Annotated in this window: 19 protein-coding genes and 1 pseudogene; all 20 read left to right on the top strand. The window is 34.6% G+C overall.

The window, feature by feature from the left end; genetic code table 11:
- Nucleotides 1-61: 61 nt before the first annotated feature.
- The 20 genes and pseudogenes from HMPREF0077_RS01480 to HMPREF0077_RS01390 all read left to right on the top strand — a co-directional run bounded on the left by HMPREF0077_RS01480 (nucleotide 62) and on the right by HMPREF0077_RS01390 (nucleotide 16312).
- Nucleotides 62-466 carry a hypothetical protein gene (locus tag HMPREF0077_RS01480; RefSeq protein ID WP_004836074.1) on the top strand — a complete coding sequence of 135 codons (405 nt, stop codon included), beginning with the start codon at nucleotides 62-64 and terminating at the stop codon, nucleotides 464-466.
- On the top strand, nucleotides 463-1080 hold the full coding sequence (locus HMPREF0077_RS01475; RefSeq protein ID WP_004836073.1) for a Gp15 family bacteriophage protein: 618 nt from the start codon (nucleotides 463-465) through the stop codon (nucleotides 1078-1080). Before HMPREF0077_RS01480 ends, HMPREF0077_RS01475 begins: the two co-directional genes overlap by 4 nt.
- 17 nt (nucleotides 1081-1097) lie before the next feature.
- Nucleotides 1098-1790, top strand: a complete 693-nt coding sequence (locus HMPREF0077_RS01470; protein WP_004836072.1) for a phage tail tape measure protein — start codon at nucleotides 1098-1100, stop codon at nucleotides 1788-1790.
- A gap of 117 nt (nucleotides 1791-1907) precedes the next feature.
- Nucleotides 1908-2852, top strand: a complete 945-nt coding sequence (locus tag HMPREF0077_RS01465) for a PDDEXK family nuclease (protein ID WP_052588090.1) — start codon at nucleotides 1908-1910, stop codon at nucleotides 2850-2852.
- Between the two features lie 206 nt (nucleotides 2853-3058).
- Nucleotides 3059-7024, top strand: a pseudogene (locus HMPREF0077_RS01460) (phage tail tape measure protein); the annotation flags it as partial.
- Nucleotides 7021-7692: a hypothetical protein gene (locus tag HMPREF0077_RS01455; RefSeq protein WP_004836070.1), complete on the top strand. Its 672-nt coding sequence runs from the start codon at nucleotides 7021-7023 to the stop codon at nucleotides 7690-7692. The pseudogene HMPREF0077_RS01460 and the gene HMPREF0077_RS01455, both read left to right, overlap by 4 nt.
- Complete coding sequence (locus HMPREF0077_RS01450; protein ID WP_004836069.1) at nucleotides 7686-9620, top strand: phage tail protein; 1935 nt, start codon at nucleotides 7686-7688, stop codon at nucleotides 9618-9620. The genes HMPREF0077_RS01455 and HMPREF0077_RS01450 overlap by 7 nt, the downstream gene beginning before the upstream one ends.
- Nucleotides 9621-9628: 8 nt before the next feature.
- Complete coding sequence (locus HMPREF0077_RS10740) at nucleotides 9629-9784, top strand: hypothetical protein (protein WP_004836068.1); 156 nt, start codon at nucleotides 9629-9631, stop codon at nucleotides 9782-9784.
- Complete coding sequence (locus HMPREF0077_RS01445; RefSeq protein ID WP_004836067.1) at nucleotides 9785-11005, top strand: hypothetical protein; 1221 nt, start codon at nucleotides 9785-9787, stop codon at nucleotides 11003-11005.
- On the top strand, nucleotides 11002-11457 hold the full coding sequence (locus tag HMPREF0077_RS01440) for a hypothetical protein (protein ID WP_004836066.1): 456 nt from the start codon (nucleotides 11002-11004) through the stop codon (nucleotides 11455-11457). Before HMPREF0077_RS01445 ends, HMPREF0077_RS01440 begins: the two co-directional genes overlap by 4 nt.
- A 21-nt stretch (nucleotides 11458-11478) precedes the next feature.
- On the top strand, nucleotides 11479-11991 hold the full coding sequence (locus HMPREF0077_RS01435; protein WP_004836065.1) for a hypothetical protein: 513 nt from the start codon (nucleotides 11479-11481) through the stop codon (nucleotides 11989-11991).
- Entirely contained in the window at nucleotides 11988-12443 is a 456-nt protein-coding gene (locus HMPREF0077_RS01430; protein WP_004836064.1) for a hypothetical protein, read from the top strand. The genes HMPREF0077_RS01435 and HMPREF0077_RS01430 overlap by 4 nt, the downstream gene beginning before the upstream one ends.
- Before the next feature lie 45 nt (nucleotides 12444-12488).
- Entirely contained in the window at nucleotides 12489-12956 is a 468-nt protein-coding gene (locus tag HMPREF0077_RS01425; RefSeq protein WP_004836063.1) for a hypothetical protein, read from the top strand.
- A gap of 46 nt (nucleotides 12957-13002) precedes the next feature.
- Complete coding sequence (locus tag HMPREF0077_RS01420) at nucleotides 13003-13638, top strand: carbohydrate-binding protein (protein ID WP_004836062.1); 636 nt, start codon at nucleotides 13003-13005, stop codon at nucleotides 13636-13638.
- Nucleotides 13639-13669: 31 nt separating this feature from the next.
- A complete protein-coding gene (locus HMPREF0077_RS01415) occupies nucleotides 13670-14038 on the top strand; it encodes a hypothetical protein (RefSeq protein ID WP_004836061.1) in 369 nt (122 codons plus the stop codon).
- Nucleotides 14039-14078: 40 nt separating this feature from the next.
- Nucleotides 14079-14828: a peptidoglycan amidohydrolase family protein gene (locus HMPREF0077_RS01410; protein WP_004836060.1), complete on the top strand. Its 750-nt coding sequence runs from the start codon at nucleotides 14079-14081 to the stop codon at nucleotides 14826-14828.
- 52 nt (nucleotides 14829-14880) lie between these two features.
- Complete coding sequence (locus HMPREF0077_RS01405; protein ID WP_155811715.1) at nucleotides 14881-15120, top strand: type II toxin-antitoxin system HicA family toxin; 240 nt, start codon at nucleotides 14881-14883, stop codon at nucleotides 15118-15120.
- A 29-nt stretch (nucleotides 15121-15149) separates the two neighbouring features.
- Nucleotides 15150-15494, top strand: coding sequence for a type II toxin-antitoxin system HicB family antitoxin (locus tag HMPREF0077_RS01400; protein ID WP_004836058.1), 345 nt, complete (start codon nucleotides 15150-15152; stop codon nucleotides 15492-15494).
- Between the two features lie 57 nt (nucleotides 15495-15551).
- The gene (locus tag HMPREF0077_RS01395; protein WP_004836057.1) at nucleotides 15552-15758 is read left to right on the top strand and encodes a phage holin; all 207 of its coding nucleotides are present in this window, start codon (nucleotides 15552-15554) and stop codon (nucleotides 15756-15758) included.
- A 362-nt stretch (nucleotides 15759-16120) separates the two neighbouring features.
- The gene (locus HMPREF0077_RS01390; RefSeq protein WP_004836056.1) at nucleotides 16121-16312 is read left to right on the top strand and encodes a hypothetical protein; all 192 of its coding nucleotides are present in this window, start codon (nucleotides 16121-16123) and stop codon (nucleotides 16310-16312) included.
- The last annotated feature ends 456 nt before the right edge of the window (nucleotides 16313-16768 follow it).

The following is a 16768-nucleotide window of genomic DNA, read 5'->3' as shown; positions in this document are numbered from 1 at the left end:
ATTATGGGAGCTTTATGCTCCCTTTTTTATTTAGAAATAATTAAAAATAAAGGAGAATTTCATGGCATTTAAAAGACAAAAAAGACAATTAATTAAGTTTGAATTTGAATTTCAAGATATTAATGGTGATACACAATCATTAAATTATGAAATTGAGCATGATACAGATTTAGCTAAGAAACTAACTGAAATAGGAAAGCTAGACTTCAATACAATGTCTTCTACCGAGGCTAAACAAGCTCTTAGAAAGGCTTATGATACAATCTTAGGCTTTGGTGCAATGGATAATATCCAAGAAAAGGTATTTGGAGGAGATGAGCTCTTGCTTACTGATTATTTAGCTATTGGAAATTATCTAGTAGAGGAAGTGGATAAGGCAAATAAGGAGCTTGAAAAGCTTACAAATACATTTAAATTTGGAGAAAAAGGTCCTGCTCTTGATGGGATTATAGTTGATGAAAAGTGAATAACCTTATAAAAGGACTACCAAAAACTATTACCGTTAATGGCAAAGAAATTGCTATAAATACGGATTTTAGGATTTGGATTAGATACGAAGAAATAATGCTTGATGAAGATAAAGAAGCAGAAAAACAAATTATGGAGGTCTTAGATACTTGCTTAGTAGATGAGTTTACTATGACAAGACTAGATGATTTAGAAAAATTATTCGATGAATTGATGTGCTTCTATGGTTTAGGTGAGAAGATAAAAAACGAAAAAAAGGCGGAAGAAGATGAGGAAAAAGATTCGGATTTTAGCGAAAAAAATAAGATATACTCTTATGAATATGACTGGTCCTATATATATTCAGCCTTTATGGAATGTTATAATATAAACCTTTTTACCGTTAATCTTCATTGGTGGGAATTTAAAGCTCTTTTTAATAGCTTAAATGACAAGTGTCTTTTCTCAAAAATAATGTCTTTTAGATCTATGAAAATTACATCTAAGATGAGCAAAGAAGAAAAGAAATATTATAGAGAAATGAAAAAAATATATGCTTTGCCAGATGAGAGGACGGAGGAAGAAAAAGAAAAAGCCTTTGCTAGGTCTATGATGGCAAGCATGCAAATATAAAGAAAGTGGGGTGAATTATGGCAAGTGATGGTAAATTGCTATTTGATACCAAGCTAGACACCTCAGGATTTAAAAGTGGGCTTGCTTCTCTATCAACGATGGCAAGTGCAGCTGGTAAGAGTATAGAAGGCGTTACAAGTAGGGCAATAAATGGAATCAAGACAGGATTTAAGGTCGCAGGATTAGCTGTTGGTGCCTTTGGTGCTTATTCTGTAAAGGCTGGTACTGATTTTGACGCTGCAATGAGCGAAGTTGAAGCGATATCAGGAGCGAGAGGAAAAGACCTACAAGCCTTAAGAGATAAAGCTAAAGAAATGGGAGCTACTACCAAGTTTTCAGCTACTCAATCAGCAGAAGCCCTTAAGTACATGGGTATGGCAGGCTGGAAGAGTCAAGAAATGCTTGATGGTCTACCTGGAGTTATGAACCTTGCAGCGGCGTCTGGTGAAGATTTAGGGCGTACGTCTGATATTGTAACAGACGCTTTGACCGCCTTTGGTCTGAGTACTAAAGATACAAACGAATTTGTCGATGTATTAGCGGCAACCTCAACTAATTCTAATACCAATGTATCTATGCTAGGCGAATCCTTTAAGTATGTAGCCCCTGTAGCTGGAGCATTAGGATATAAGGTACAAGATGTATCCGTTGCTTTAGGATTGATGGCCAATCAAGGCATTAAAGGGTTAAAATTGTGGCCCGCTTATTAAGAAATTAATAAGAAAAATAACTATGTGAATTCGGGGAATGCTAAGTTAATAAATTAAAATATATAATGGATAACGTCGGAACAAAGAGTATAATAAACTATATGAAAGGCGTTATGAATGAAGAAATTAAGTCAAAAAGAAGTTCAGAATAGGATTGATAAAGCACATGGAAAAGGTGAATTTATCTTATTGGGAAAATATATAAATAGAAGAACTAAAACATTAGTTAAACATATAAAATGTGGTTATGTTTGGAAAGCTAATACAGAAACTTTGATTAATGGATTTGGTTGTCCTAATTGTGCTAACAATCAGCAAAAAAGTCATGATGAATTTGTTAATGAAGTCAGACAATTGACTAATGGAGAGTATGAAGTTTTAAGCAGATATAAGTCGAATAAAGAATATGTTAGATTTAAACATAATAAATGTGGACATGAATTTAATATGACCCCTAAAGCTTTTTTAAAAGGTCAGAGGTGTCCTAAGGAAAGATATAAAAAATCTGCAAAATCAAATTCTATGACTTCAAAAGAAGCAAATAAAAGAATGAAGATTTCTACAAATAATGAGTATGAAATTGTTGGGGATTATGTTAGTGCATCAAGAAAGGCACGAATAAAGCATAACGAATGTGGCAATATTTTTATGGCAAGTCCTACTAGGATATTTAACTTATCTTCAGGGTGTCCAATATGCAAAAGTTCGCACGGAGAAACATATATTAAAAATTTCTTGGACGAAAACAATATAAATTATAAAACTCAATTTAGATTAGATGAATGTAGAAATATAAGACCTTTACCTTTTGACTTTGCTATCTTTAATACAGACGGGACTTTACAGTGCCTTATAGAGTTTGATGGGGAACAACACATTAAACCTAAGTTTGGAATTAAAGAATTTGAACGAACTAAAAAGAATGACTTAATTAAAAATGAATTTTGCTTAAGTAATAATATTAAATTGATAAGAATACCTTATAAAAGAGCAAATTCGAAAAAAACGAAGTTGTATATATATAATATTTTATTTAATAAGTTAATCCCGAGCCAAGCCTAATAGAAATATTAGGAAGGTGTAACGACTAGAGTGATTAGACTAAGTATAAGCACAGTATCTACTGTGTTTTTTATATGTCAAAAACTCCACGAGCGCATAGCAACGTAACATTAAGTTGACGTTGAAGATATAGTCTGAACTTATAAGAAATTATAAGAGGTAAAAGATAAAGAACTTTTACGATAACATAAGCACAAGCTGGAACTTCCTTAAAAACATCTCTAGCTAGATTGGCGAGCCCTACAGGCAAAGTTAAGTCGGAGATGCAGGCTTTAGGTATATCAATAACTGACTCCAGCGGACAGATGAAGCCTTTTAGTCAATTAATGGTCGAGATGAGGAACTCCTTTAAGGGATTAAGCGAGTCTCAAAAAGTACAAGCCGCTTCCACCTTATTTGGTAAAGAAGCGATGGCAGGTATGCTTGCGATTTTAAATGCGAGCGATGAAGATTTTAATAAATTAACTAACTCTATCAATAACTCCACAGGTGCTGCAGAGAAAATGGCTAAGACCATGAATGATAACCTTAAGGGCGATTTAACTATATTAAAGTCTGCCTTAGAGGGGCTAGGAATAGCTTTATTCGAGAATGTAGATACGCCTTTTAGAGAGGTTGTACAATCTGTTACCAAGCAAGTAGATAGACTTAATAAAGTGGTATCAACAGATATAGGACAACTGCCAAAAGTATTAGGAGATATGATAGCAGAAGGAGCGGTAGCGATAGCTGGTAAGGCTCCTAAGTTCATTGAAGCAGGAAAAACTATAATTTTAAGCTTTCTAGATGGATTACAAAATAATTCGTCTAAATTAGCAAGTAGTGCAGCAAAGATAATTACAAGCCTTGTATCGGCTTTTATGGAAGTAGGGGCTAAATTATTTGATGTAGGCGGAGATATTTTAGTTAAACTTGCGGAAGGTTTAACAGCTAATGCTCATATCTTAGTGCCTAAAGCTATAGAAATTATAGGAAAACTAGCAGAAAGCTTTAATAGAAATGCTGTAAAACTTTTAAAAGTCGGTCTTGACCTACTTAAAGCCATAGCAAGAGGAATCGCTGAAAATCCAGATGTAATTATAAAGGCGGTACCTCAAATATTGATGGCTTTATCTATAGCCTTTGCAGCCTTTAAAGGACCAGCAGTAGCTAAAAAAATGATGTCGTCTTTAGCTAAAGGTTTATTAGGTGAAAAGCTAGCTGTTAGCAAGTCGGCTGATGGTGTAATTAGTAGTTTAATACAGTCTTTTAATAATAAGGGCTTAAAATTAAATACTGCAGGTGGAAAGCTTGTAGATAATATTGCTAAAGGGATTGCTAGCAAGGCTTCAAATTTAAAAGCGTCTGGATCAAAATTGATTAGTCCTTTAATCGAAGGTTTAAAAACAGGTTCTGGTAGGCTTTCTAGCATTGGAAGTAGTATCGTAACAGCTTTATCAAGCGGAATAAATAAAGTTGGAGGTAGCAAATTTGCTGCAATCGGTAAGGGATTAATGACTACTTTAGGCGGCGGTATTTCTAAAGGATTTACCCTTATATCTGGATTAGCAGCCAAGATAATACCTTTAATTGCAGGAGTCTTATCTAATCCTGTTGGACTAGTGGCGGTTGGAGCGATATTAGTTGCATTTTTGATAAAGGGATTTAATCTAGACTTACCTAAGATAGCAAATTCTGCTGGTAAAATTGTAGGGTCTATAGCAAGTAAGATAAAGCAAGGAGCGAGTGCTCTTGTAAACGTTGGGAAATCATTAGTAAATAAAATAGGTGATGGTATTAATGCGGCTAAAGGATTTTTTGCAGATGTCCAAGCTAAAGGGTTGATATCAGTTTTAGGTAGTAAGTTAAAAGCTGGAGTAGGAAAGCTTAAAGAAATAGGAAAATCCTTTATAGATGGCATAAAGCAAGGCTGGAACGAAAATGAAAATCAAGTTTCAGATGAAGCTAAAAACCTACCTAAAAAAGTTAATGAGTCTATAGATGGTGCCGAGACTAAGCCAACTGGTGAGAATATGGTAAAGGGCGTAGTTGATGGTCTAAGAGATGGAACTACAGATATATCAACAGCCTATAAAGACCTAATCCAAGGCGGAGTATCGGACTCAGACGCTAGGGCTCTTATAAGGCAAGAAGGAAAGGCAAGCGTAGAAGAATATGCCCAAGCTATATACGAAGGGTCTGGAAGCGTAAGGAGTGCTTATACTGCTATAAGGACATCTGGACTTGAAACTATGGAAGCGGCTGAAAAATTCTTTGAGATTGCAGGTCTAAATATCGATGGATACGTCAATGGTACAGAACAAGGCGGACAAACTTACCGAGAAATGCTCAAACAATTTATGGAGGATGGTTTTAGCGAAATTGAAGCTGTAGAAAAAACCACCGAGATTGCTAGAAAGAACATGGAAGGCTATCAAACAGGGACAGCCGAGGGTAAGGAAAGTATTTTAAATGAATATAAGACCATGATGGATATGGGACTTACTGAACTAGAAGCCTTTGATGAAATGTATTCCAAAGGTCAAATAAATGTCGACGCTTTCGGTCAAGGTTCACAATCGGCTAGTGAAGCGGCTTTAGGAGTGTACAGACAGCTTATAGACTCTGGGCTAACCTCTTTACAAGCTATAGAAGCAATGAACCAAGCTGGACTCTTGAACATGGAAGGCTTTGGAGCAGGAACTAATGCAGGTAAAGCAACAGCGGAGCAAGCTTATATAGCCCTTAGAAATATGGGGTTAAATGAAGCTAATATTCAAGAAGCCTTAAGACAATTAGGATATCAAAATGCAAGTGCATATGGTGAAGGCGTATCTAGTGGTGAAATGAATGTTTCTTCCGCTTATCAAAATACCTTTGCTAATCCTCTTGAAGCTAGGTCTTCTTTACTCTTTAATGACGCTCAACAATCGGGATTAAATACTGGAACTAATTTTGCTGAAGGTATAGGGCGTTCAACTATGGACGTTACGACAAGGTCTCAAATGCTGGGTCAAAGTGCAACTGAAAAATTAAATGCAAGCAGTCAAGAAGCACAAGCTAAAGGAACAGAATTAGGAAATAAATTTGCAAGCGGTATTGACTCATCTAAACCTAGTGTAGAAGCGTCTACAGAAGCCGTAGGTCAAGGAGCAGTAAGTTCTTTAGATAGTAAGGTATCAGGATTTGAAAGTGCAGGACGTACATCTATGGATGGCTATAGTGCCGCTATAAGCTCTGGAGCTAATAAAGTTGTATCTGATGTTAATTCTATGGGTAATAAAATCCAATCAAGCCTAAATGCTACTTCTAGTCGAGCAAGTGCAAGTGCTAATTCGATGATGAATAGCATAACGTCAAGCGTTAGTAGCGGAGCTAATAGGGTACAAAGTGCTTTTAGCAGTTTACAATCTAGAATAAATTCAACCTTTAGTAGCCTAAGCTCTAATATTTCAAATCAATCTAGAAGCATGATGAATAACTTTACCTCTACCGTTACAAATGGAGCTAACAAGGTCAAGAATCAATTTAACAGCATGAGTAACAATATAAACTCAAAGATGATAAGCACAGCAAATCAAGTAAGGTCTAACGCTACATCTATGATGAATGGACTTGTAAATGCTATAAATAGCGGAGCAAATAGGGCTAAGTCGACTGTATCCTCAATGTGTTCTAGTATGGCAAGTACTATCAACGGATATAGGGGTTCTTTCTCTTCTGCTGGATATAATTTAATGTCTGGACTAGCTGGTGGTATATATGGCGGTAGGTCTGGAGTAATATCGGCGGCAGTATCAGTTATGCAAGCTGCAGTATGGGCAGCTAAAAGAGCAGCCGCTATCCACTCACCTTCAAGAGTGATGAGGGACGAAGTCGGTCGAATGCTTACCAAAGGTTTAGGAATTGGTATCGAAGATGAAGAAGGTTTTGTAGTAAATAAAATCAAAAACACAATGGAAGCTATAAGAAATAAGGCTAAAAATGCAGTTCTATTTGATAATAAGCAGTTAGGAGCTAATTTAGCTTATAGTTTTGCAGGTGGAGCAATACAAAATAAACAAGAAGTCGAAGTCCAAGTTACCAATGGCGATGTTACAAGTGTAATCAATCTTGATTCAAGAGAAATCGGAAGAGCGGTTACTCCTATAGTTAGCCAAGAAATCAGTAAAGAAAAGAGGCGTAGAGGGTGATAGCGTTTAATTTAATTAAAGATTTAAGACCATATAATGCTCATGTTTTGGCATATCCTATAATTGGGAATACCGAAGTCGTTAGAGATGAGTTTAAAACTGATAATGGTCTAGTTTTTTATAGTAAAAAAAGGACAGCTTTCGCCCCTGTCTCTTTTACTATAGAATTTAAAGGAACTAAAGAAGAGATAAGAAAAAACAGAAATAAAGTATCAAGTATTTTAGAATATGCAAAGATAACCTTTGATAATGAAATATTTTATCAAGGTAGATTTTTAGAAGAAGGAATCGAAACAAGATACTTTTATCAAAATATCACCTATAAAGGCAAAGCAATAGCGATGTTAAATACTCAGATAAACGAAATCCCTATAGGTGAAATTGTTAGAATTTATAATAACGGAAATCTTCCAACGCCTTGCAGAATAAGGCTGGAGGGGAAAACTCCTTATAAAGTTACAATCAAGGGATTTGATGATGATATGAGTATTCGTGGAATAGATGGCAGTGCTATTATAGACTCAGAAAAGGGACTATATAAAACTGATGGTATAGATCAGTTAGAATTAACTAGCTTTCCTTATATCACAGACTATGTGGATATACTGGTGGAAGGTAAAGAAGGCTTTAGATGTTTTTTAGAGTTTGAAGGGAGGGTTTTATGTTAGTCTATAAAAATGATGTAGACGAGCAGTTTGTTTTCTCTTACTATAGAAATCTATATTTTGATGTAGGGATAAACGAATTAATAAGCCCAGTCTTTGAAATCCCAAAGGAATATAGGCACCTTTTTGAGGTGGAAAGTCAAATAATCGAAGATGGACAGCTATATGATATAAAGAACATTGAACCTTTTTATGACGGATATAAGGTCGAATGCAGACAAGCAGTCTACACTTTACAAGCCCAATTTAATAAGAGCTTAAACTTCCCATATCAGACTTTCGAAAATATTTTAAAAAGAATTTTACCACAGGGTTGGTCTTATAAGATTGTCGGAAATCTCAAAGAGAGAAGGACAATTACAGCGGATCACAAAGATAGTTGGCAGGTCTTTAATGAAGCTATAAAGAAGTTTAACTATGAGTACAAAATTAATTCAAGCAAACAAGAAATTATTGTAGGAAAAGAGTTAGGCACCGACAGAGGGGCTTACTTCATGGACGACTTTAATATTGATGATAAAGATATCACAGAAGAATCGTTTGAATTTGCCACCAGAATTATTCCAGAAGGTATGAATGGCCTTAAAATTAATCAGATAAACGAAGGTAAAGATTATTTAGAAGATAAGTCCTATTCGTGGAAGACTATAACTTATCATTGGAAAGATGAAAGATATACAAACATCGAGAACCTTAAAGAAGCGGCAGCAGAAAAGCTTAAAGCTTTATCTAGACCAAGAATGACGATAAAGCTTAAGGTTAAAGATTTATCCGAAGCAGTAGGCGTTTATGCTCAAAAATATGAGGTTGGAGATTTTGTTTATCTGATAGATAAAGATAGGAAAACAAAGGAACGATTTAGGATAACAGCTGGAAGATTTTATCCATCTAAGCCTTTTGAAAATGAAATCAGCCTTACAAATCGACCAGTAGACATAGTTGATGATGTAAAAGAGACTATAGAACTTACAAAAGAAATGTGGGAAGAGACTAGGATAAAGTTTGAAACTACCGAAGAAGCAATTAAAAGCTCAGTGGAAACAGCAAGAAGACATACTGATGAGAGTTTTAAAATTTACAAAACCGAAAGAGAAGAAACTGATAGTAAGATATATGAGTCTATAACAGAATCTACAACTTATGTAGACCCTAAGACGGGGCAAACAAAGCCCATCGTTGAAAAGCAGTTTGAAATGGTAAAGACTATCGATGGAATTAATGTATCGATAAGCGATATGGGTAAAGAACTTTCCGAACTATCTGTAAAAGGCGATAAAATATCAGCTACTGTATCAGATAATTATAAAAGTTTAGAAAGTGAAATTAGCGTACAAGCTGATAGCATATCTAAAAAAGTATCTAAAGGCAAGATTATATCAGAGATAAACCAGTCACCAGAGCAAGTCAAAATTAAAGCCAGCAAGATTGACTTAATGGGTAACGTTAGCGTTAGGGGAGATTTTACCACTTATGATAGCTCGGATAATGTGGGTATTGAATTAAAATATAACGACATTAGGTGGAGGGATAATCGTTGGGAGAATAAAACTTTTGGAGTAATTAACGTATCTGAAAAAGTGTTGAGACGAGGCGAATATAGTTTTATGATAGGGCACTATCCTACATCTCAATTAAGCATTTCTTACTATGATAATAACTATGCAGGATACTTTCCATATATAACTTTTGATAGGTGGAATTACACAGGAGATGGAGGGCGTGAACACCCAATAGTCTTAAATGAAGGCGTATATATGGATGAATTTCACAAATTATTTTTAGGTGATATCGTCTTTGAAACGAATATTGATGGAGAATTAAAAATCCACCATAAAAGCAGGAATGCGGGAGTTAAAATAGATTCAATTGCAATTTATGCTTATTATGCTTCTGGTGGTCGAGATGTAAATAAAGAGATTGCAAGATTTTAGGAGGAAGAATGGATCCATTAATACAAATATATATTGATAGATTAGCTCAGTGCGATTACGATAATGCAAAGCTAATCTTAGAAAATAAAAATCTACAAAAAGAAAATGAGGAACTAAAAAAAGAACTTGCTGAGCTTAAAGAAAGCAAGAAAGAAGGTGATTAGATGGATACTACTAATCTAAGGCAAATTGAGGGCGGTACTGTTATCAAGCAGGCGGATAGGTCGTCAATCTTATCTTTTATCCTGCAAGATGCAAAAGGCAGGGAGGTAAAGCTTGATGGACAGGCAGCACAGGTAGCCTTATATACAAATATCGGTAAATATTGGGAGACGACTAGCACGGTAAAAGGTGCGGAAGTCTCTTTTTCATTGCCCGGTAATCTTGCGGTAGATGATTATTTGCTTGATATAAGTGTAGGGGGATATGTTTTTCCAAGCGACAGGGATTTAATTATAAAAGTTACCCAAGGATTTAGGAACTTGCCAGATAAGGAGACAGCTGAAAGGTCAGAAAGAACCCTTGAAGAAATTACAGCAGACGTACAAAAACAAGCTGACGAAAAGCTCAAACAAACTATAACTATAATCACAAAGAAAAAGGACACATTTACTTCTTATGTCGACACAAAGACTAGTGAAGTATCAAGTACAGGGGATAAGTACCTAAAGGATATAGAAGCGACTACAAGCCAAGCTAAGACTGGTATAATCGAAGTTGCTAAGCTAGAAGGAGATAAGCTTACGGCTAGCAGTACAGAAGCTATAAGCCTTATAGGAAGTAAGAAAGACCAAGCCCTTAAAGAGATAGGCTCTAAGGCTAAGACCATAGCGGATACAGTAAAGTCGGACGTGGCTAGTCTACTTAAAGACTATGTAGGCAAAGAGCCTGGTAAGGGACTTAGTGATAATAACTTTTCTGATAGGTATAAGTCTAAGCTTGATAACCTTGATACTGATATAGATAAAAAACTAGAGCCTAAAGCTGATAAGACCATGTTAGATGATGATGTCCAAAAGCTTAAAGACCTTATTTTTGACAGTGAAACTAAGTACCAAGGTGATATGATTTACACTTTGGATAGTGTGATAGAAAATGGAGAAGTTAAGGTCAAGGCAAAGGAGATAGGAAAGCTAGTAGCTAATGACTTTTTGAGGGTCAATGTCGACTCAGATAAGTACAAGTTTAGAATCAAGTCCACAAGTCAAGGAGTTATCCTTTTTTATAGTATGACTGACGACGCTTTAAGATATGCTATACACGTCTTTCCACAAATCAAGGACTATGAAATTGACTTTGGCAAGAAAGTTACAGGCGAGATGATTTTCACTTCTGTTACAATGCCAGAGGATAAGGTATCAGTTATTAGAGAGGAGGGGCTATGATAATAAGAGATAATTTATATGAAGGAGACCAAATTTTAAGCTATCCTAAAGCCAGAGGTATGTATAACTTTATTACAATTTTAAGTAAATCAGAAATCGATAATTTAGAAGAAAATAAAAAGTATACAATATCTTTAAATTTAAATCAGACAGAAAACGGTTCAGGATATGTTAATTTTGGTAGAGTAATAGGTTCTAGTTTACAAGATTTTAAGAAGAATAGTGTTAAAGATAGGCTAGAATTAACTTTTGATAAAACAGAGAATACGCGTATTCTTTGTTATACAGATTTAGCAGGCAAAACCGATGATGTGGGGTTGAAAGCTTTTAATATTAAATTAGAGTTTGGAGATGCAGCAACTCAATATATACCACACAAAAGCAAAGTGAAAGCTGAAAATCAAGCCATTTTCCCAATCGGGGGGGGGTATCACGAAGTCTACCCTCTATAGTGGATATAAGGGGGTTAATTTATGTTAATTAATCCTAATTTAATTAGTAAAAAAGATTTAAGTAATGATTATACAAAATCAGATGATAGGGCTTGGAAACATTGGAGATACGTGTTGCCTAGTGGATTAATTGATGGAGAGACATATACTGTTTCTTGTAAATTAAAACAAGGAAAAAATGGCTCTGGTTATGCAACTATACTTACTGCCAATGTTGGAATAGACGATAATAACGTGCTGTACGCAAAAAAAGTGCCAGTAAATGATTTTAAAGCTAGCTTTGTATATGATTCAAGCAAAATGAACTGCATAGGGATTTATGTAGACGAAGGAGGTAAGACAAATTACAAAACAGCAGAAAGGTCAGAACTCAAGCTAGAGAAAGGAGAGGTCAGAACGTTATTTATTCCAAATGAAAAAGATATAGAAACGGCTAAACGTCAATATTTTATCGGGGGGGGTACTTCAAGGAAGTATATCCTATCTCATAGATTTATTGAGCAATCTTCTTTTAGGAAGGAGGTTGCAGCGTGAGAATTAATGAAAATTTATATCAAGGTAAAGACGTTATAATCGATGCAGCTGATGATATATATAATTCAAAAACTATAAAAATTCCTCAAAATTTAGAAGAGGGTCAAGAGTATACAATAAGTTTTTTTGTGGAGCAATCACTAAATGGTAGTGGTAAGTTAAATGTTGTAGTAAAAGATTCTACAAATACATCTAATATTGCTTGGTGGTTTGCTAAAGGAAATTCAAAGTTTGAAAAAAGTTTTATATTCCAGAAAGACCAAACAGCGTTGATAATGTTATTTTCAGATGTGGTAGGAAAAACGAATAATATAGCAGCTTCATTTAAAAAAATAAAACTAGAAAAAGGAGATACAGAAACTCAATATATATCAAACAAAAGCAGTCTAGAACCTAGTAAACAAGCCATTTTCCTAGCGGGGGGGGTATTCCAAGAGGTGTATCCACTCTAGATTTAAAACTAGTCGATTTCGACCAGTTAAGATTGGGGGTGGGTTATGTTAGTTAAGCACAACCTATGGGCACAAAAGCCTTATTGGAAGCGAGATAAAATTGATAATAATTATAATAGTTTAAAAATAAAGATAGACCAAACAAATTTAGTGGAGGGAAAAAATTATATATTTTCTGGCATAACCAAACAAACCTCTAAAGGAACTGGACGATTTTCAATTGGAATAGGAGATGAAGAAGATGTAGGTTGGTACATGTTTCCTACAACAACTAATGTTAGAGAATTTACTTATAAATTTAAATATGTAAAAAATAAAATGGCATATTTTTATGTTTACACAAACGTATATGAAGCATGTGCAAATATAGGTATAGAGCTATTTAATCCAACAATATACGAAGAAAATAACATGAGTGAAGTTTATTTGCCAAATGTAAATAACTTATCAGTTACAAATAAGTCTTTATTACCACCCGAAGGAGAATATCAAGAAATAAGACCAAATAATTAAGAGAGTTTAGACTCTCTTTTTTATATAAAATTTTAAGGAGGTACACATGTACAGAATACAAAAATCATATTACACTGGCACAGATGAGACTAAGGTAAGACTCACACTACAAGAGCCTTACAGGGATTTTGTCGTATCTTTTAGCGGAGATTTGACAAATGTCGAAGATGATATCTTAGAGCAAAGAGCGATTGGTAAGCTAGCGAGAGAGTTTAGCCCATCAAAGGCTTTAGAAGATTTAGCAAAAAGACAAGAAGAGCAAGAACAATCAATTAAGTCTATACTAAAGACAATCACACTTGCTAAAGACTTGTCGAAAGACCAAAAGGAAGAAATCTTATCTAGATACGACGAGTATAAGGTAGGTAAAGAGTATAAAGAAAAAGATAAATTTATCTTTGATGGAAAAATTTATGAAGTTATCCAAGAGCATAGAAGCCAAACTACATGGATACCATCATCAACACCTTCCCTATATACCGAGTTTTTAAACGTAACGATAAAAGATGAAGCAGGAAACACAAGTGAAGTGGTGGCAGAATTTAGACAACCTACTGGAGCTCATGACGCTTATAACAAGGGGGACAAGGTAAGTTTTGAAGGGGGAATATATGAGTCAACCGTAGATAGCAATACCTTTAGTCCTAGCCAATATCCTGAAGGTTGGAAGAAGATAGGATAAAATTAATTACTCATAAAAGGTAGGTGATAAAATGACACTTAATTGGCTAGCAGCAGCTATTGTTAAAAATGGACCATTAGTGATAATAGCAGCTATTTTTTTAAAAACATATATAGATGATACTAATACGAAAAGAGAAGAGAGGAAGGAGGATAGACAACTACAAAAAGAAAATAACCAAAAACTAATTGATCTTACTGAAAAGTTTGCGGTAAGTACTAATGGAACTAATAGCAAACTAGGCGGATTGTCAGAGAAACTAGAGGTACACTCTACTTCTTCTGGAGCTTCCCTTGCTGAGATTAAGCAAGGGGTCAAGAAAATACAAGAGGATGTTACTGTTTTAAATACTAAAGTTGATAATATTATAATTGATAATGAGAAGGACAATGAGGGCTAGCGAAAGTTAGTCCTTTTTAAGAACATATAAGGAGGTAAATATGGGAAGTGTAAAAGCAATGATAGACTATGCAAAAAGTAGATGGCATGTACCTGAATACGTTATGGGTGGAGGAAGAATCGGAAAGGAAGCAAGCTATAACAGTGCTACAGACGACTGTTCATCTTTTGTTTATAAGTGTCTTAAGAAAGGTAAATTTATACCTGAAACAATGTGGAATGGATCCACAGAAGACTTGTTCAGATTAGCTAGAGAAGGCAAATATCTCAAGGAAATCTCTTATAATGAAGTAAGAGAAGGAGATATCTTTGTAAAAGGTGTAGAAGGCGGAAGCGGTGGAGAGTATGGCCATACTGGAATATTCCTAAGAAAAGGAGAGATTATCCACTGTAACGCTGGGCTTAATTGGACAGTAACAACAAATAACGAGAATGAGGGATACTGGTATTACCTAGATGATTCATATTATCCTGTAAGATACTTTAGACCAATAGGAGCAGTAGAAGAATCTAAGCCTAAGCAAAAAACTACTTCATCTACTAAATGGCACAAGGTTAAAGATGAAGATTGGCACGGATTTACCACTACTGTATGTAATGTAAGGGCTTATCCAAGTACGGATGCACCAATAGTCGCACAGTACGGAGCGTGGGAAAATATCTACTACGATTCTGTATATGAAGAAAACGGATATAGATGGATCTCATATATTGGTGATGAATCAGGAGAAAGAAGATATGTAGCTTATAGATGTACTAGTGGAGATACTACTCCATGGATACTTTTTTAGCTTGACAAATGATACTATATATGGTACTATAATAGCAGGAGGTGAAAAGTATTTGACTAAAAAAGATAAGCTTATCAAGAAGATGAAGACCAACCCCAATAACATTAGTCCGGACGAAATTGAAAAAGTGTTAGAATGGGAAGGATTTGAAAGAAGAAAATCCAACGCTGGTAGTCATAAAGTTTTCAAAAGAAAGTCAGACGGTAAAGTTTTTAACTTAGTATTAGCTAGAAATCCAGTAAAAAAATATCAAGTTGAAGACCTACTGAAAATACTAGATGGGGAGGATTAGCTCCCCTAAGACTAGTCAAATACATTTTTATGAAAGAGTTAAACTATTATTTATCTTTACCATGGAATGTAAAAATTCATAAAGTTAAAGATGAGGATGGCGACTATTACTTTGGGCAAGTTCAAGAAATACCTGAAGTAAGGGCAGATGGGGATACCCTTGAAGAATGCTACAATTTAGCAATGGAAATGCTAGCAAGCAACTTGGAAGTAATGATTGAAGATAAAGAAAAAATTCCAGAACCAGTTGATAAGACATATTCAGGCAAATTTAATTTAAGATTGCCTAAATCATTGCATAAAAAACTTGCGGAAGAAGCAGAGGATGAGGGGATTTCGTTAAATCAATTAGCTTTATATAAATTAAGCATGTAAGAATTAAGCGATTACTTTTGTAGTCGCTTTTTTAGTACAGAAATTTAGGAGGAAAAAATGATTTTTAAGAACGACAAAACTTACGATACTTTAAAAACTATATCGCTAATAGCAATACCAGTGAGTACCTTTATAATTGCGATACTGGGAGCTTATAACTACGGACATGTGGAAAGAGTTACTGCGGTACTAGCGGCGGTTAATGCACTTTTGGGAGCACTAGTTAAGATATCAAGTGAGGCGTACAAAAAAGACCAGGAATAGAAAAAACTAAGACCATCTTTAATTAGGTGGTCTTTTTTTGTGCTTATTTTTAAAAAGTATTGACATAATTTACTATCGATAGTATAATATAAATATAGAAAGGAGGTAAGCAATGGATATTATTGAAAAAATAATAAGCCTTGCAACTGCGATAGTAACATTAACAACCGCTATCGTACAGTACAAGGCTAGCAAGAAGGATAATTAATTATCCTTCCCCCTTACGGGGTCGATAATATAATACTTTATCCATTGTTAAAAGCAAATGACTATAAGAGTTATAACACTGATTATATCTATAATGGCCTTAATAATTTCTTTAAAGGCTTATAGCAATTCTAAAAAAAGCTAGAGGAGAAAAAATGAATAAAAGTAGTGGACAAACAGAAGCGAATAAAAAATGGCAAGATAAAAATAGAGAATACACAAGATATTTAAATGCCAGGAGTGCAGCTAGGGGCTTTATAAGAAATAGGGCTACATTAGAAGATTTAGAAGAATTGAAGAATATGATAGAAGAAAAAGAGAAGGAATTAACTTTTCTAAGGTATTAACATACGCACTTGAAAAAGAACTAATTAAAGAATAAAATGATATAAATGGGTTATCCTAGGCCGTCTATTGAAGGCGGTCTTTTTTTGTGCGTAAATTTAAAAAAGTGCTAAAATTTGAATTTATAAGCTAAATATTATCACAATAATTAAAATATCCTAAATATCTTCATTTATAATTAATATTAGTATACCTATGGTATGGCTAAAGATTTTAAAACGCTTATAAGGGCTTCTAGGAGCTAGGCTAGTGTTTACAAGGGGTGTAGAGGGGGTATAAGATAATTTCTAAAAAACTTATTGCATAAAAAAAGAGACCATCAGCCTCTCATTTTTCGTCGTAACTAATTCGATATTTGTTACGAAAATTGTTACGATATTTTGATTTTTTTTGACGTTTATAGAACTTCGGGTTTTTATAAAATAGTGATTTAAAGCCTCTTGACGTTTCTTGATTTA

The organism is Anaerococcus tetradius ATCC 35098 (genome assembly GCF_000159095.1).
GTDB lineage: Bacteria > Bacillota > Clostridia > Tissierellales > Peptoniphilaceae > Anaerococcus > Anaerococcus tetradius.
This window is presented reverse-complemented; position numbering and strand designations above follow the sequence as displayed.